This is a genomic window from Stenotrophomonas sp. IS26 (genome assembly GCF_054188265.1).
The window spans coordinates 1-16,423 of record NZ_JBSZJV010000034.1; the positions used below are offsets into that span (position 1 = coordinate 1).

The following is a 16,423-nucleotide window of genomic DNA, read 5'->3' on the forward strand; positions in this document are numbered from 1 at the left end:
ACTGCAATACCGGCGGTCGCATAGCGCTGCTGCCGGTCTCGCGAGTGGCGGGCCGGGAACCTCGGTCCGCCTTCGCCGTCTTAGGGAAGGCAAGTTTTTTCAGTACGCCAGTAGCTCAATTGGCAGAGCAGCGGTCTCCAAAACCGCAGGTTGGGGGTTCGAGTCCCTCCTGGCGTGCCACTTCTCCCTTCCAGCGGCTATGCCGCCACAGCAGCCAGAGCCGGATGAACAGCAAGATCGAGCATTCCAAAGACAACGCCTCCACTGGAGGTGACATCGTCAAGTACGCCGTCGCAGCGATCCTGGTGCTGGCGGGTCTTTTTGCTTGGTATTGGTTCGGTGCTCCTGAGCATGCCTCCCAGAGTGCATGGGCCGGTCCGCTTCGCGGTCTGGCCGTTGTCGTTGGCCTGGTGGCCGGCCTCGGCGTGTTCCTGCTGACCGGCAAGGGTCGCGACACGCGGGAATTCCTTTCCGAATCGCGTTTCGAACTGCGCAAGGTGGTCTGGCCGACGCGCCAGGAAGCCATTCGCATGACCTGGGTGGTGATCGTTGTGGTGATCATCCTCAGCCTGCTGCTGGGCGGATTTGACTTCGTGATTCAGAAATTGACCCAGTGGTTCCTGGGTCGATAAGGAGAAACCAGTGAAGCGTTGGTACGTCGTTCACGCCTATTCGGGCTTCGAAAAGTCGGTTGCGCAGGCTCTGCGCGATCGCATCGTGCGTGACGAGATGCAGGAGCGCTTCGGTGACGTCCTGGTCCCGACCGAGGAAGTGGTTGAAATGCGCGCCGGCCAGAAGCGCCGTTCCGAGCGCAAGTTCTTCCCGGGTTACGTGCTGGTCCAGATCGAGACCCACGAAGAAAACGGTATCCCGCGCATCGACAACGAAAGCTGGCACCTGGTCAAGGACACCTCCAAGGTGATGGGCTTCATCGGCGGCACCGCCGATCGTCCGTTGCCGATCCGTGATGAAGAGGCTGCCGCCATCCTGGACCGCGTTCAGGAAGGTGTGGAAAAGCCCCGTCCGAAGGTGTTGTTCGAGCCGGGCCAGATGGTCCGTGTCACCGAAGGTCCGTTCAACGACTTCAATGGTGTGGTCGAGGAAGTCAACTACGAGAAGAGCCGTCTGCGCGTCTCGGTGCTGATCTTCGGTCGCGCCACCCCGGTCGAGCTCGAATTCGGCCAGGTCGAAAAGGCCGTCTGAGCCTGAGGCAGCAGGGTTCCGGGCGGCCGCCCGGAACCTGAACAGCCTTCGCCCGTCAGCCTTGAGGCAAGGGCGGAAAAAACCTGATATAGTGCGCGGCTTCCTGCCAGGAAGCTGGCAAAAGCAAGGGCCGCCGCGAGGTGGCCTTCTGCGTGAATTCAAAACGCGATGCCGGGACGCGTGATTCCCGGTCCGATGGGGAGCCTGTTGTCGTAAGGCGCTAGCACCCGGAGAGCATACTCATGGCAAAGAAAGTTGTCGGTTATATCAAGCTGCAGGTGAAGGCCGGTCAGGCCAACCCCTCGCCGCCGGTCGGTCCTGCGCTGGGTCAGCGTGGCCTGAACATCATGGAATTCTGCAAGGCCTTCAATGCCGCCACGCAGAAGCTGGAGCCGGGTCTGCCGGTGCCGGTCATCATCACGGCCTACTCGGACCGTACCTTCACCTTCATCACCAAGAGCACCCCGGCTGCCGTGCTGCTCAAGAAGGCTGCAGGCATCTCCTCGGGCTCCAAGCGCCCGAACACCGAGAAGGTGGGCAAGGTGACCCGCAAGCAGCTCGAAGAGATCGCCAAGACCAAGGAAGCAGACCTGACGGCTGCTGATCTGGATGCCGCGGTGCGCACCATCGCCGGTTCTGCCCGTTCCATGGGCCTCGTGGTAGAGGGTTAAGAAGATGGCACAGACCAAGCGTGAGAAGGCCATCAAGGCCGCCGTCGTCCCGGGCAAGGCATACGCCTTCGAGGACGCCATCAAGATCCTGAAGACCGCTACCAAGGCCAAGTTCGTCGAGTCCTTCGACGTTGCTGTGCGCCTGGGCGTGGACGCCAAGAAGTCCGACCAGCAGGTGCGCGGTTCCACCGTGCTGCCGTCCGGTACCGGCAAGAGCGTGCGCGTTGCCGTCTTCGCACCGGCCGGTGCCAAGGCTGACGAAGCCCTGGCCGCTGGCGCTGAAGCCGTGGGCATGGACGACCTGGCCGAGAAGATGCAGGCCGGCGATCTGAACTACGACGTCGTCATCGCGACCCCGGACGCCATGCGCGTCGTGGGTAAGCTGGGCACCGTGCTCGGCCCGCGCGGCCTGATGCCGAACCCGAAGGTCGGCACCGTGTCGGCCAACCCGGGCGAAGCCGTCAAGAATGCCAAGTCGGGTCAGGTGCGTTACCGCACTGACAAGGCCGGCATCATCCATTGCACCATCGGCAAGGCCGACTTCGCCGAAGACGCGCTGAAGTTGAACCTGCAGGCGCTGCTGATGGATCTGGTCAAGGCCAAGCCGGCCACCTCGAAGGGCACCTACCTGCAGAAGGTTTCGGTCAGCTCGACGATGGGCCCGGGCGTGACCATCGACCAGTCCTCGCTGTCGCTGAAGTAATCGTTTCAAGCGGGTACCGGGCCCAGGTCCGGTACCCGCGATATTTGAAGGCAATCCGAGTGGGGCTCGCCCTGCAGAGATAGCCGTCAAAGACCGCAGGCGCGGTCAGTACATACCGGCGACGGGCAAGGATGCTCGCATTGGCAGGGAGTCGCCGCCGGCGCAGTACCGAACGCTTAATCGATTCCCCCGGGAATCACCCTGCGTAGATGGTGCCCTTCTGGAGTTTTTCTGGTTTACGCACGTCTGGGTTCTCCCAGGTTGGCCATCCAGGTCTAGAACGGCCCACCCTTGGAACATCACCTGATGTTCCCGGCGTCCAGGACGGATGCCGCCCAGGACCGCACACGGCAGGAGCCGTAAGCGGAGTTCAATTGGAGGAGTGCAATGGCTCTCAATCTGTCCCAGAAGCAAGAAGTAGTCGCCGAGCTGGCAGACGTCGCCGCCAAGGCCCACTCCTTGATCGCAGCCGAATACGCTGGCACCACGGTCTCCCAGATGACCGCGATGCGCAAGCAGGCACGCGAAACCGGCGTTTTCTTGAAAGTTGTCAAGAACACGCTGGCGGCACGTGCAGTGGAAGGTACCGAATACGAATGCGCCAAAGACGCACTCGTCGGTCCGCTGCTGTACGCGTTCTCGCTCGAGGAGCCCGGCGCAGCCGGTCGCCTGATCAAGGATTTTGCCAAGACCAACGACAAGCTGCAGGCAAAGGTCGTGGCCATCGGCGGGGAACTGTTCCCGGCTGGCCATGTCGACGTGCTGGCCTCGCTGCCGACCCGTGATCAGGCCCTGGCCATGCTGGCCCGCGTCCTGGCCGAGCCGGCCACGATGTTCGCCCGTGCCGTCAAGGCCGTGGCCGACAAGCAGGGTGGCGGTGAAACCGCTGACGCTGCCGAGCCGGTCGCCGAAACCGCCTGAGTCGACGTTTCCGTGGTTCCGAACGGAACCTCAACCCAGAAAATTATCCAAAGGTAATCAAAATGTCCCTTACCAACGAACAGATCGTCGACGCCATCGCCGAGAAGTCCCTGATGGAAGTGATGGAGCTGGTCAAGGCCATCGAAGAGAAGTTCGGCGTCTCCGCCGCTGCTCCGGTCGCCGCAGCTGCTGCTGCTGGCCCGGCTGCCGCTGTTGAAGAGCAGACCGAATTCGACGTCATCCTGAAGTCGGCCGGCGACAAGAAGGTCGAAGTCATCAAGGCTGTCCGCGCCATCACCGGCCTGGGCCTGAAGGAAGCGAAGGATCTGGCAGAAGCCGGCGGCATGATCAAGGAAGCCGCTTCGAAGGACGACGCTGCCAAGTTCAAGAAGGACCTGGAAGCTGCTGGCGCGACTGTCGAAGTCAAGTAAGCAGTTCCTTGCCTCGCCATCGAAACACGGCGATGCAGCCAAGGCTGGGGGCGTAAGCCCCCGGCCTTTGGTCGTTTCACGCAACACCCGAAATACGAGCCCAACACGGGCTGCGGTCATCCCCCGTCACAGCGGCGCCCAGGCGCGCGGGCAGGGGAGTGGATGCAGACGAGTTGGCAGTTGGAAGTAGCGGGAGAAGGCGTGCTGGTGCCGGCAATACCAGCGACTTCCAACTGACAATTTCAGTTTCCCCTCGGGTCGTGGACGCACGATCCGCACAGCCAAGGTGATACCTCATGACGTCTTATTCGTTCACCGAAAAGAAGCGTATCCGCAAGGATTTCGGCAAGCAGCGCTCGATCCTCGAAGTGCCGTTCCTGCTTGCCATCCAGGTCGATTCCTACCGTGAATTCCTGCAGGAAAACGTCGATCCGGCCAAGCGCACGGACCACGGCCTGCATGCCGCCCTGAAGTCGGTGTTCCCGATTTCCAGCTACAGCGGCAACGCTGCCCTGGAATACGTCGGCTACAAGCTCGGCGATCCGGTGTTCGACGAGCGCGAGTGCCGCCAGCGTGGCATGAGCTACGGCGCGCCGCTGCGCGTGACCGTGCGCCTGGTGATCTACGACCGTGAGTCGTCGACCAAGGCCATCAAGTACGTGAAGGAGCAGGAGGTCTACCTCGGCGAAATCCCGCTGATGACCGACAACGGCACCTTCATCGTGAACGGTACCGAGCGCGTGATCGTCTCGCAGCTGCACCGTTCGCCGGGTGTGTTCTTCGACCACGACCGTGGCAAGACCCACAGCTCGGGCAAGCTGCTGTACAGCGCCCGCATCATCCCGTACCGCGGCTCCTGGCTGGACTTCGAGTTCGACCCGAAGGATGCCCTGTTCACCCGTATCGATCGTCGCCGCAAACTGCCGGTCTCGATCCTGCTGCGTGCGCTGGGTTACAGCAACGAAGAGATGCTGGCCGAGTTCTTCGAGATCAACACGTTCCACATCAACCCCGATGAAGGCGTGCAGCTCGAACTGGTGGCCGAGCGTCTGCGCGGCGAGACCCTGAACTTCGACCTGGCCGACGGTGACAAGGTCATCGTGGAAGCCGGCAAGCGCATCACCGCGCGTCACGTCAAGCAGCTGGAAGCCTCGGGCATCGCCGCCCTGGCCGTGCCGGACGATTACATCGTCGGCCGCATCCTGTCGCACGACGTGGTCGATGCCAACACCGGTGAACTGCTGGCCCAGGCCAACGACGAAATCACCGACGAGCAGCTGCAGGCCTTCCGCAAGGCCGGTGTGGATGCCGTGGGCACCCTGTGGGTGAACGATCTGGACCGTGGCCCGTACCTGTCCAACACCCTGCGCATCGATCCGACCAAGACCCAGCTCGAAGCCCTGGTCGAGATCTACCGCATGATGCGTCCGGGCGAGCCGCCGACCAAGGATGCCGCGCAGAACCTGTTCCACAACCTGTTCTTCACCTTCGAGCGCTACGACCTGTCCACGGTCGGCCGCATGAAGTTCAACCGCCGTGTCGGCCGCAAGGCTGTCACCGGCGAAGCCGTGCTGTACGACCGCAAGTACTTCGGTGAGCGCAACGACGAAGAGTCCAAGCGCCTGGTCGCCGAGCACGCCGACACCTCCGACATCCTGGAAGTGATCAAGGTCCTGACCGAGATCCGCAACGGTCGTGGCGTGGTCGATGACATCGATCACCTGGGCAACCGTCGCGTGCGTTCGGTCGGTGAAATGGCCGAGAACGTGTTCCGCGTGGGCCTGGTCCGCGTCGAGCGCGCGGTCAAGGAACGCCTGTCGATGGCCGAGTCCGAAGGCCTGACCCCGCAGGAGCTGATCAACGCCAAGCCGGTCGCCGCGGCCATCAAGGAGTTCTTCGGCTCCTCGCAGCTGTCCCAGTTCATGGATCAGAACAACCCGCTGTCGGAAGTGACGCACAAGCGTCGCGTCTCGGCCCTGGGCCCGGGCGGTCTGACCCGCGAACGCGCCGGCTTCGAAGTGCGCGACGTGCACCCGACCCATTACGGCCGCGTCTGCACCATCGAAACGCCGGAAGGCCCGAACATCGGCCTGATCAACTCGCTGGCCGTGTACGCCCGCACCAACCAGTACGGTTTCCTCGAAACCCCGTACCGCAAGGTTGCTGACGGCAAGGTCTCCGACGAGATCGAGTTCCTGTCGGCCATCGAAGAGAACGAGTACGTCATCGCCCAGGCCAACGCCCTGACCGATGCCAAGAGCATGCTCACCGAGCAGTTCGTGCCGTGCCGCTTCCAGGGTGAGTCGCTGCTCAAGCCGCCGGCAGAAGTCCACTTCATGGACGTCTCGCCGATGCAGACCGTGTCGATCGCTGCCGCGCTCGTCCCGTTCCTGGAGCACGATGACGCCAACCGTGCACTGATGGGCGCCAACATGCAGCGTCAGGCCGTGCCGACCCTGCGTGCCCAGAAGCCGCTGGTGGGTACCGGTATCGAACGCGCCGTGGCCCGTGACTCCGGTGTGACCGTGAACGCCCGTCGTGGCGGCGAGATCGTGCAGATCGACGCCGGCCGCATCGTGGTCAAGGTCAACGAAGTGGAAATCACCGATGCGACCGACGCCGGCGTGGATATCTACAACCTGATCAAGTACACCCGTTCCAACCAGAACACCTGCATCAACCAGCGTCCGCTGGTGGAAGTGGGCAACGTGGTGGCGCGTGGCGACGTGCTGGCCGATGGTCCGTCCACCGACATCGGTGAACTGGCCCTGGGCCAGAACATGCTGATCGCCTTCATGCCGTGGAACGGCTACAACTTCGAAGACTCCATCCTGCTTTCCGAGCGTGTGGTGGAAGAGGATCGTTACACCACGATCCACATCGAAGAGCTGACCTGCGTTGCGCGTGACACCAAGCTGGGGCCGGAGGAAATCTCCGCCGACATCCCGAACGTCTCCGAGCAGGCCCTGAACCGCCTGGACGAGAGCGGCGTGGTGTACATCGGTGCCGAAGTGCGCGCCGGCGACATCATGGTCGGCAAGGTCACCCCGAAGGGCGAAAGCCAGCTGACCCCGGAAGAGAAGCTGCTGCGCGCGATCTTTGGCGAGAAGGCCTCGGACGTGAAGGACAGCTCGCTGCGCGTGCCGCCGGGCATGGACGGCACCGTCATCGACGTGCAGGTCTTCACCCGCGACGGTATCGAGAAGGACAAGCGCGCCCGTCAGATCGAAGAGTCTGAAATCAAGCGCGTCAAGAAGGACTTCGACGACCAGTTCCGCATCCTGGAAGGCGCCATCTACGCCCGTCTGCGTTCGCAGATCGTGGGCAAGGTGGTCAACGGCGGTGCCAACCTGAAGAAGGGCGACACCGTTACCGACGCCTACCTGGACGGCCTGAAGAAGGCCGACTGGTTCGTGCTGCGCATGAAGGATGAGGACGCCTCCGAAGCCATCGAACGCGCCCAGAAGCAGATCCAGGCGCACGAGAAGGAATTCGAGCGTCGCTTCGCCGACAAGCGCGGCAAGATCACCGCGGGCGACGATCTGGCCCCGGGCGTGCTGAAGATGGTCAAGGTCTTCCTGGCCGTGAAGCGTCGCATCCAGCCGGGTGACAAGATGGCAGGCCGCCACGGCAACAAGGGTGTGGTCTCCAACGTGGTGCCGGTCGAAGACATGCCGTACATGGCCTCGGGCGAAACCGTGGACATCGTGCTGAACCCGCTGGGCGTGCCGTCGCGTATGAACATCGGCCAGATTCTGGAAGTGCATCTGGGTTGGGCCGCCAAGGGCCTGGGTCGCAAGATCCAGGGCATGCTGGAAGCCCAGGCTGCGATCAACGACCTGCGCAAGTTCCTGGACGACGTGTACAACCACGACAAGACCCAGCACGCCAACCACGTCGATCTGACCCAGTTCAGCGACGAGGAGCTGCTGCGCCTGGCCGCCAACCTGACCGACGGCGTGCCGATGGCAACGCCGGTGTTCGACGGTGCCACCGAAGCCGAGATCAAGCACATGCTTGCCCTGGCCGACCTGCCGCTGAGCGGCCAGACCCAGCTGTATGACGGCCGCACCGGTGAGGCATTCGATCGCCACACCACCGTGGGCTACATGCACTACCTGAAGCTGAACCACCTGGTCGACGACAAGATGCACGCCCGTTCGACCGGCCCGTACTCGCTCGTTACCCAGCAGCCGCTGGGCGGCAAGGCGCAGTTCGGTGGCCAGCGCTTCGGTGAAATGGAAGTCTGGGCGCTGGAAGCCTACGGCGCGGCCTACACCCTGCAGGAAATGCTGACGGTGAAGTCCGATGACGTGCAGGGCCGCAACCAGATGTACAAGAACATCGTCGACGGTGAGCACGAGATGGTCGCGGGCATGCCGGAATCCTTCAACGTGCTCGTGAAGGAAATCCGCTCGCTGGCCATCAACATGGAACTGGACGGCAACTGATCGCGCAGGCGCGGCTGCCCCGGCAGCCGCGCCGCCACATCTGAACCGACAGCCCCATCGACAAGATTTCCTCCTTTCGGAGAAACACCATGAAAGACTTGCTCAACCTCTTCAACCAGCAGCGTCAGACGCTGGACTTCGACGCGATCAAGATCGCGCTGGCCTCGCCGGACCTGATCCGTTCGTGGTCCTTCGGCGAAGTGAAGAAGCCGGAAACCATCAACTACCGTACGTTCAAGCCGGAACGCGACGGCCTGTTCTGCGCCGCCATCTTCGGACCGGTCAAGGACTACGAGTGCCTGTGCGGCAAGTACAAGCGCATGAAGCACCGCGGCGTGGTCTGCGAAAAGTGCGGCACCGAAGTCACCCTGGCCAAGGTGCGCCGCGAGCGCATGGGTCACATCGACCTGGCCTCGCCGGTCGCGCACATCTGGTTCCTCAAGTCGCTGCCCTCGCGCATCGGCCTGATGCTGGACATGACCCTGCGTGACATCGAGCGCGTGCTGTACTTCGAAGCCTACGTGGTGACCGAGCCGGGCCTGACCGCCCTGGAGCGCCGCCAGCTGCTGACCGAAGAACAGTACCTGCAGGCCCGCCAGGAACACGGCGACGACTTCGATGCCGCCATGGGCGCCGAGGCCGTGTACGAGCTGCTGCGCACGATCGACCTGCAGTCGGAAATGACCCGCCTGCGCGAAGAAATCGCCAGCACCGGTTCGGAAACCAAGCTCAAGCGCCTCACCAAGCGCATCAAGCTGGTCGAGGCCTTCCTCGAGTCGGGCAACCGTCCGGAGTGGATGGTCATGACCGTGCTGCCGGTGCTGCCGCCGGACCTGCGTCCGCTGGTCCCGCTGGACGGTGGCCGCTTCGCGACCTCCGACCTGAACGACCTGTACCGCCGCGTCATCAACCGTAACAACCGCCTGCGCCGCCTGCTCGAGCTGAACGCGCCGGACATCATCGTGCGCAATGAAAAGCGCATGCTGCAGGAATCGGTCGATGCGCTGCTGGACAACGGCCGTCGCGGCCGTGCCATCACCGGCACCAACAAGCGCCCGCTGAAGTCGCTGGCCGACATGATCAAGGGCAAGCAGGGTCGCTTCCGCCAGAACCTGCTGGGCAAGCGCGTGGACTACTCGGGCCGTTCGGTCATCGTGGTCGGTCCGTACCTGCGCCTGCACCAGTGCGGCCTGCCGAAGAAGATGGCGCTGGAGCTGTTCAAGCCGTTCGTCTTCGCCAAGCTGCAGCGTCGTGGCCTGGCCACCACCATCAAGGCGGCCAAGAAGCTGGTCGAGCGCGAAGAAGCCGAAGTCTGGGACATCCTGGAAGAGGTCATCCGCGAACATCCGGTGATGCTGAACCGTGCGCCGACCCTGCACCGTCTGGGCATCCAGGCCTTCGAGCCGGTCCTGATCGAAGGCAAGGCCATCCAGCTGCATCCGCTGGTCTGCACCGCGTTCAACGCCGACTTCGACGGTGACCAGATGGCCGTCCACGTGCCGCTCTCGCTGGAAGCCCAGCTGGAAGCGCGTGCGCTGATGATGTCCACCAACAACATCCTGTCGCCGGCCAACGGCGAGCCGATCATCGTGCCGTCGCAGGACGTCGTGCTGGGTCTGTACTACATGACCCGCTCGCTGGTGAACAAGAAGGGCGAGGGCATGGCCTTCGCCAACATCGCCGAGGTCAAGCGCGCCTACGACAACCGCGTGGTGGAACTGCACGCGCGCGTCAAGGTCCGCATCACCGAAGTGGTGACCGACGAGGAAGGCAACAAGCAGAACAAGACCTCGATCGTGGACACCACGATCGGTCGCGCCCTGCTGGCTGAAATCCTGCCGGAAGGCCTGCCGTTCGCGCTGGCCAACACCGAGCTGACCAAGAAGAACATCAGCCGCCTGATCAACTCCAGCTACCGTCAGCTGGGCTTGAAGGACACGGTCGTGTTCGCCGATAAGCTGATGTACACCGGCTTCGCCTACGCAACCCGCGCTGGCGTGTCGATCGGCATCGACGACATGCTGATCCCGGACGAGAAGCGCGGCATCCTCACCGAGGCCGAAGCTGAAGTGCTGGAAATCCAGGAGCAGTACCAGTCGGGCCTGGTCACCGCCGGCGAGCGCTACAACAAGGTGGTCGACATCTGGTCGCGCACCAACGAACGCATCGCCAAGGCGATGATGGACACCATCGGTACCGAGAAGGTGGTCAACGCCGAAGGCGAGACCATCGACCAGAAGTCGATGAACTCGCTGTACATCATGGCCGACTCCGGTGCCCGTGGTTCGCAGGCGCAGATCCGTCAGCTGGCCGGTATGCGCGGCCTGATGGCGCGTCCGGATGGCTCGATCATCGAAACGCCCATCAAGGCGAACTTCCGTGAAGGCCTGAACGTGCAGGAGTACTTCAACTCCACCCACGGTGCCCGTAAGGGTCTGGCCGATACCGCGCTGAAGACGGCGAACTCGGGTTACCTGACCCGTCGTCTGGTCGACGTGGCGCAGGACGTGGTCATCACCGAGGTGGATTGCGGTACCACCGAAGGCCTGACCATGACCCCGATCGTGGAAGGCGGCGACGTCGTGGAGCCGTTGAAGGACCGCGTGCTGGGTCGTGTCGTGGCCGAGGACGTGTTCCTGCCGGGCAACGACGAAGATCCGATCGTGACCCGCAACACGCTGCTCGACGAGCAGTGGGTGGCCAAGCTGGAAGATGCGTCGGTACAGTCGGTCAAGGTCCGTTCGACCATCAGCTGCGCCTCGCCGTTCGGCGTCTGCGCGCACTGCTACGGTCGCGATCTGGCCCGTGGCCACATCGTCAACATCGGTGAAGCGGTCGGCGTCATCGCCGCACAGTCGATCGGTGAGCCGGGTACCCAGCTGACCATGCGTACGTTCCACATCGGTGGTGCGGCGTCGCGAGCGGCTGCGGTGGACAACATCACCGTCAAGACCACCGGTTCGGTGAAGTTCAACAACCTGAAGTCGGTCGAGCACGCCAGCGGTTCGCTGGTGGCGGTCTCGCGTTCGGGCGAAATGTCGGTGCTCGATGCCCACGGCCGTGAGCGTGAGCGTTACAAGCTGCCGTACGGCGCGACCATCACCTCCAAGGACGGCGATGCGGTCAAGGCTGGCCAGACCGTGGCCAACTGGGACCCGCATAACCACCCGATCGTGTCGGAAGTGGCCGGTTTCATCCGCTTCATCGACTTCATCGACGGCGTCACCGTCATCGAGAAGACCGACGAACTGACCGGCCTGGCATCGCGTGAAATCACCGATCCGAAGCGTCGTGGTTCGCAGGCGAAGGACCTGCGCCCGATCGTGCGTATCGTGGACAAGAACGGCAACGATCTGACCATCCCGAACACGGATCTGCCGGCACAGTACCTGCTGCCGCCGCGCTCGATCGTCAACCTGCAGGACGGCGCCGCCGTCGGCGTGGGTGACGTGGTCGCCAAGATCCCGCAGGAAGCGTCCAAGACCCGCGACATCACCGGTGGTCTGCCGCGCGTGGCCGATCTGTTCGAAGCACGCAAGCCGAAGGATCCGGCGATCCTGGCCGAGCGTTCGGGCATCATCAGCTTCGGCAAGGACACCAAGGGCAAGCAGCGCCTGATCATCAAGGACACCGATGGTTCGGAACACGAAGAGCTGATCCCGAAGTACCGTCAGGTGATCGTGTTCGAAGGCGAGCACGTGACCAAGGGCGAAACCATCGTGGACGGCGAGCCGAGCCCGCAGGACATCCTGCGTCTGCTGGGTGTCGAACCGCTGGCGGCCTACCTGGTCAAGGAAATCCAGGACGTGTACCGCCTGCAGGGCGTGAAGATCAACGACAAGCACATCGAGGTGATCACCCGCCAGATGCTGCGCAAGGTCGAGATCACCGACCAGGGCACCAGCAAGTTCCTGAATGGCGAGCAGGCCGAGCGCCAGCGCGTCATCGAGGAAAATGCCCGCCTGGCCACCCGCAACGAGCTGCCGGCCCGTTTCGATCCGGTGCTGCTGGGTATCACCAAGGCTTCGCTGGCGACCGAATCGTTCATCTCGGCGGCGTCGTTCCAGGAAACCACCCGCGTGCTGACCGAAGCGGCCGTTCGCGGCACCTCGGACAACCTGCGCGGCCTGAAGGAAAACGTCATCGTCGGCCGTCTGATCCCGGCCGGTACGGGCCTTGCGTACCACGCCAACCGTCGTCGCAACGCCTCCGGGCTGACCGACTCGGAAATGCAGACCCTGTCCGGCAGCGCGCCGGCCGTGGCTGAGGTGGCCCCGGTGGCCGCCGTGGCGGTGGAATCGACCGAAGCTGAACAGGCTCCGGGCAGCGACGAGTAATACGCAGGCCCGGCTTCGGCCGGGCCCGCGGCAGGGCAGGGCGTCGACTCCGGTCGGCGGCCTTCCCGGCAAATCAGCAGGCACCGGCCACTGGTCGTCTGCCTGCCGATGAGGTAGGATGCCCGCCGGTCTTTCAACGGACCGGCTTGACAACCTGAACGGGGGGCATGGAAAAGGCTCCCCTGTAACGGCCCGGGATCAGGGCTGGCTTGGCGCGTGCGCATTTGACTGCGTTTTCGCCGGGTTGCTACAATCGTCTGTCTCAGCAGGCCGGTCTTTCGCCTGCTCGCACATTTCCGCATTCATGGCCAGTCTTTTCATTGGCCTCTCTCAGAAGAACATACTGATGGCGACGATCAATCAGCTTGTCCGCAAGCCGCGGCAGGCAACCACTTATAAGAGTGCCTCCCCGGCGCTCGATAAGTGCCCCCAGCGCCGTGGTGTCTGCACGCGCGTGTACACCACCACTCCGAAGAAGCCGAACTCGGCGCTTCGCAAGGTTGCCAAGGTCCGCCTGACCAACCAGGAAGAAGTGATTAGCTACATCGGCGGCGAAGGCCACAACCTGCAGGAGCACTCCGTGGTCCTCATCCGTGGCGGTCGCGTCAAGGATCTGCCGGGTGTGCGTTACCACACCGTGCGTGGCTCGCTGGACGCCTCCGGCGTTGCCAAGCGTCGCCAGGGCCGTTCCAAGTACGGCGCCAAGCGTCCGAAGAGCTAAGGGAAAGTACACATGTCTCGTAAAGGTAATACGCCGCAGCGCTCTGTCCTGCCGGATCCGAAGCACGGAAGTGAAACCATCGCTCGTTTCATCAATATGGTGATGCTGAGCGGCAAGAAGTCGGTCGCTGAAAAGATCGTCTACGGCGCCATGGACGTGATCGGCGAAAAGAACCCGAATTCCGTCGAGCTGGTTCAGAAGGCTCTGGAAAACGTGGCTCCGTCGGTCGAAGTCAAGTCCCGCCGTGTCGGTGGTGCTACGTACCAGGTGCCGGTCGAAGTGCGTTCGTCGCGCAAGATGGCCCTGGCCATGCGTTGGCTGATCGACTCGGCGCGTAAGCGTGGTGAAAACACCATGCCGAAGAAGCTGGCTGCCGAACTGCTGGACGCCTCGGAAAATCGTGGTGGCGCCATCAAGAAGCGCGAAGAAACCCACCGCATGGCCGAAGCCAACAAGGCCTTCGCGCACTACCGCTGGTGAGTTTGACGGCCTTGCAAAACAGGCACGGCAGCACCATCTAGGTGCTGCCCCGCGGCACCTGGGGTGCCGCGCCAATCCGAAGGCCGCCGAAAGGCGGCGTTCGGCCATCCGAATTCCAAGAAATTGAGAGGCTCCCGTGGCCCGCACCACTCCCATCGAGCGTTACCGCAATTTCGGCATCATGGCCCACATCGATGCCGGCAAGACCACCACGTCCGAGCGCATCCTGTTCTACACCGGCAAGAGCCACAAGATCGGTGAAGTGCACGACGGCGCTGCCACCATGGACTGGATGGAGCAGGAGCAGGAGCGTGGCATCACGATCCAGTCCGCTGCCACCACCGCGTTCTGGAAGGGCATGGACAAGTCCCTGCCGGAGCACCGCTTCAACATCATCGATACCCCCGGGCACGTCGACTTCACCATCGAAGTGGAGCGCTCGCTGCGCGTGCTCGACGGCGCGGTCTTCGTGCTGTGCGCCGTCGGTGGCGTGCAGCCGCAGTCGGAAACCGTGTGGCGCCAGGCCAACCGGTACAAGGTGCCGCGCATTGCCTTCGTCAACAAGATGGACCGCACCGGTGCCAACTTCACCAAGGTCGTCGGCCAGCTGAAGGCCAAGCTCGGCGCCACCGCCGTGCCGATGCAGCTGCCGATCGGCGCTGAAGACGGCTTCAAGGGCGTGGTCGATCTGATCAAGATGAAGGCCATCCATTGGGATGAAGCCTCGCAGGGCATGAAGTTCGAGTACCTGGAGATCCCGGCTGACATGCAGGCGGAGGCCGAAGAGGCCCGTACCTACATGATCGAAGCGGCGGCTGAAGCCAGCGAAGAGCTGATGGAAAAGTACCTGGGCGGCGAAGAGCTGACCGAGGCCGAAATCGTCGAAGCCCTGCGCGTGCGCACCCTGGCCACCGACATCGTGCCGATGTACTGCGGCTCGGCGTTCAAGAACAAGGGCGTGCAGGCCATGCTGGACGGCGTGGTGCAGCTGCTGCCGTCGCCGATCGACGTGCCGGACGTGACCGGTACCGACGTGGACGACGAAACCATTGCGCTGAGCCGCAAGTCCGATGACAAGGCGCCGTTCTCGGCGCTGGCCTTCAAGATCATCACCGATCCGTTCGTCGGCGCGCTGACCTTCTTCCGTGTCTACTCGGGCACCCTGAACGCCGGCGACCAGCTGCTGAACTCGGTCAAGGGCAAGAAGGAGCGCATCGGCCGCATCCTGCAGATGCATTCCAACGATCGCGAAGAGATCAAGGAAGTGCTGGCCGGTGACATCGCCGCTGCGGTGGGTCTGAAGGACACCACCACCGGTGACACCCTGTGCTCGCAGGACCACCCGATCATCCTGGAGCGCATGGTGTTCCCGGAGCCGGTCATCTCGATGGCCGTCGAACCGAAGACCAAGTCCGACCAGGAAAAGATGGGTCTGGCCCTTGGCCGTCTGGCCCAGGAAGATCCGTCGTTCCGCGTCAAGACCGACGAAGAATCCGGCCAGACCATCATCTCGGGCATGGGCGAGCTGCACCTGGACATCATCGTGGATCGCATGAAGCGCGAGTTCAACGTTGAGGCCAACGTCGGCAAGCCGCAGGTTGCGTACCGCGAAACGATCCAGATGGCGGACGTGAAGTCGGACTACAAGCACGCCAAGCAGTCCGGTGGTAAGGGTCAGTACGGTCACGTCGTGATCGAGCTGTCGCCGATCACCGCTGAAGACCGTGCCGACCCGAAGATCGGTCCGATGATCAAGGACGACTTCCTGTTCATCAACGACATCACCGGTGGCGTGATTCCGAAGGAATTCATTCCGTCGATCGAAAAGGGCCTGCGCGAAACCATCACCAGCGGTCCGCTGGCGGGCTTCCCGGTCGTTGACGTCAAGGTGAAGCTGGTGTTCGGCTCGTACCATGACGTCGACTCCTCGGAAATGGCGTTCAAGCTGGCCTCCTCGATGGCCTTCAAGCAGGGCTTCCAGAAGGCCAAGCCGGTCCTGCTGGAGCCGATCATGAAGGTCGAGATCGTGACCCCGGAGGATTACCAGGGTGACGTGATGGGCGACGTCAGCCGTCGTCGTGGCGTGCTGCAGGGTTCGAGCACCACCGGTGACGGTTCGGCCAGCATCATCAACGCGATGATCCCGCTGGGTGAAATGTTCGGTTACGCCACCTCGCTGCGTTCGCAGACCCAGGGTCGCGCAACGTTCACGATGGAGTTCGACCACTACGAGCCGGCGCCGAACAACATCGCCGAAACCGTGATCAAGAAGTCCTGAGCGTAAGCTCAGGACTCCACCTCATTCTTTTCTGATATCCAAGGTATACAACAATGGCAAAGGGTAAGTTCGAGCGCACCAAGCCGCACGTCAACGTCGGCACCATCGGTCACGTCGATCACGGCAAGACCACGCTGACCGCTGCACTGACCAAGATCGGTGCCGAGCGCTTCGGTGGCGAGTTCAAGGATTACTCCTCGATCGACGCCGCGCCGGAAGAAAAGGCG

Annotated in this window: 12 protein-coding genes and 1 tRNA gene; all 13 read left to right on the plus strand. The window is 63.0% G+C overall.

Annotated elements, in window-relative coordinates:
- The first annotated feature begins 104 nt into the window (after positions 1–104).
- A tRNA-Trp gene (locus ACW6W5_RS17650) sits at positions 105–180 on the plus strand.
- Between the two features lie 44 nt (positions 181–224).
- Positions 225–632: a preprotein translocase subunit SecE gene (gene secE / locus ACW6W5_RS17655; protein WP_121044666.1), complete on the plus strand. Its 408-nt coding sequence runs from the start codon at positions 225–227 to the stop codon at positions 630–632.
- A 10-nt stretch (positions 633–642) separates the two neighbouring features.
- On the plus strand, positions 643–1,203 hold the full coding sequence (nusG, locus tag ACW6W5_RS17660) for a transcription termination/antitermination protein NusG (protein ID WP_019186115.1): 561 nt from the start codon (positions 643–645) through the stop codon (positions 1,201–1,203).
- Between the two features lie 242 nt (positions 1,204–1,445).
- Positions 1,446–1,874, plus strand: coding sequence for a 50S ribosomal protein L11 (gene rplK / locus ACW6W5_RS17665; RefSeq protein ID WP_019186116.1), 429 nt, complete (start codon positions 1,446–1,448; stop codon positions 1,872–1,874).
- A 4-nt stretch (positions 1,875–1,878) separates the two neighbouring features.
- Complete coding sequence (rplA, locus tag ACW6W5_RS17670; RefSeq protein WP_121044663.1) at positions 1,879–2,577, plus strand: 50S ribosomal protein L1; 699 nt, start codon at positions 1,879–1,881, stop codon at positions 2,575–2,577.
- Between the two features lie 387 nt (positions 2,578–2,964).
- Complete coding sequence (gene rplJ / locus ACW6W5_RS17675; RefSeq protein WP_121044660.1) at positions 2,965–3,498, plus strand: 50S ribosomal protein L10; 534 nt, start codon at positions 2,965–2,967, stop codon at positions 3,496–3,498.
- Positions 3,499–3,560: 62 nt separating this feature from the next.
- The gene (rplL, locus tag ACW6W5_RS17680; RefSeq protein ID WP_019186119.1) at positions 3,561–3,929 is read left to right on the plus strand and encodes a 50S ribosomal protein L7/L12; all 369 of its coding nucleotides are present in this window, start codon (positions 3,561–3,563) and stop codon (positions 3,927–3,929) included.
- Between the two features lie 296 nt (positions 3,930–4,225).
- Positions 4,226–8,380 carry a DNA-directed RNA polymerase subunit beta gene (gene rpoB / locus ACW6W5_RS17685; protein WP_121044657.1) on the plus strand — a complete coding sequence of 1,385 codons (4,155 nt, stop codon included), beginning with the start codon at positions 4,226–4,228 and terminating at the stop codon, positions 8,378–8,380.
- Positions 8,381–8,469: 89 nt separating this feature from the next.
- On the plus strand, positions 8,470–12,717 hold the full coding sequence (gene rpoC, locus ACW6W5_RS17690; protein WP_088434181.1) for a DNA-directed RNA polymerase subunit beta': 4,248 nt from the start codon (positions 8,470–8,472) through the stop codon (positions 12,715–12,717).
- Positions 12,718–13,063: 346 nt separating this feature from the next.
- Positions 13,064–13,438, plus strand: coding sequence for a 30S ribosomal protein S12 (rpsL, locus tag ACW6W5_RS17695; RefSeq protein WP_017356008.1), 375 nt, complete (start codon positions 13,064–13,066; stop codon positions 13,436–13,438).
- 12 nt (positions 13,439–13,450) lie between these two features.
- Positions 13,451–13,918, plus strand: coding sequence for a 30S ribosomal protein S7 (gene rpsG / locus ACW6W5_RS17700; protein WP_019186122.1), 468 nt, complete (start codon positions 13,451–13,453; stop codon positions 13,916–13,918).
- A gap of 136 nt (positions 13,919–14,054) precedes the next feature.
- A complete protein-coding gene (gene fusA, locus ACW6W5_RS17705; protein ID WP_121044654.1) occupies positions 14,055–16,196 on the plus strand; it encodes an elongation factor G in 2,142 nt (713 codons plus the stop codon).
- Positions 16,197–16,249: 53 nt separating this feature from the next.
- A partial coding sequence (locus tag ACW6W5_RS17710) for a GTP-binding protein (RefSeq protein ID WP_239503271.1) occupies positions 16,250–16,423 on the plus strand: 174 nt, incomplete at its 3' end.

Excerpts from the sequence above, each read along its gene's own strand:
- secE (WP_121044666.1), top strand. The coding sequence starts at position 225 with ATGAACAGCAAGATCGAGCATTCCAAAGACAACGCCTCCACTGGAGGT.
- rplK (WP_019186116.1), top strand. The coding sequence starts at position 1,446 with ATGGCAAAGAAAGTTGTCGGTTATATCAAGCTGCAGGTGAAGGCCGGT.
- rplA (WP_121044663.1), top strand. The coding sequence starts at position 1,879 with ATGGCACAGACCAAGCGTGAGAAGGCCATCAAGGCCGCCGTCGTCCCG.
- rplJ (WP_121044660.1), top strand. The coding sequence starts at position 2,965 with ATGGCTCTCAATCTGTCCCAGAAGCAAGAAGTAGTCGCCGAGCTGGCA.
- rplL (WP_019186119.1), top strand. The coding sequence starts at position 3,561 with ATGTCCCTTACCAACGAACAGATCGTCGACGCCATCGCCGAGAAGTCC.
- rpoB (WP_121044657.1), top strand. The coding sequence starts at position 4,226 with ATGACGTCTTATTCGTTCACCGAAAAGAAGCGTATCCGCAAGGATTTC.
- rpoC (WP_088434181.1), top strand. The coding sequence starts at position 8,470 with ATGAAAGACTTGCTCAACCTCTTCAACCAGCAGCGTCAGACGCTGGAC.
- rpsL (WP_017356008.1), top strand. The coding sequence starts at position 13,064 with ATGGCGACGATCAATCAGCTTGTCCGCAAGCCGCGGCAGGCAACCACT.
- rpsG (WP_019186122.1), top strand. The coding sequence starts at position 13,451 with ATGTCTCGTAAAGGTAATACGCCGCAGCGCTCTGTCCTGCCGGATCCG.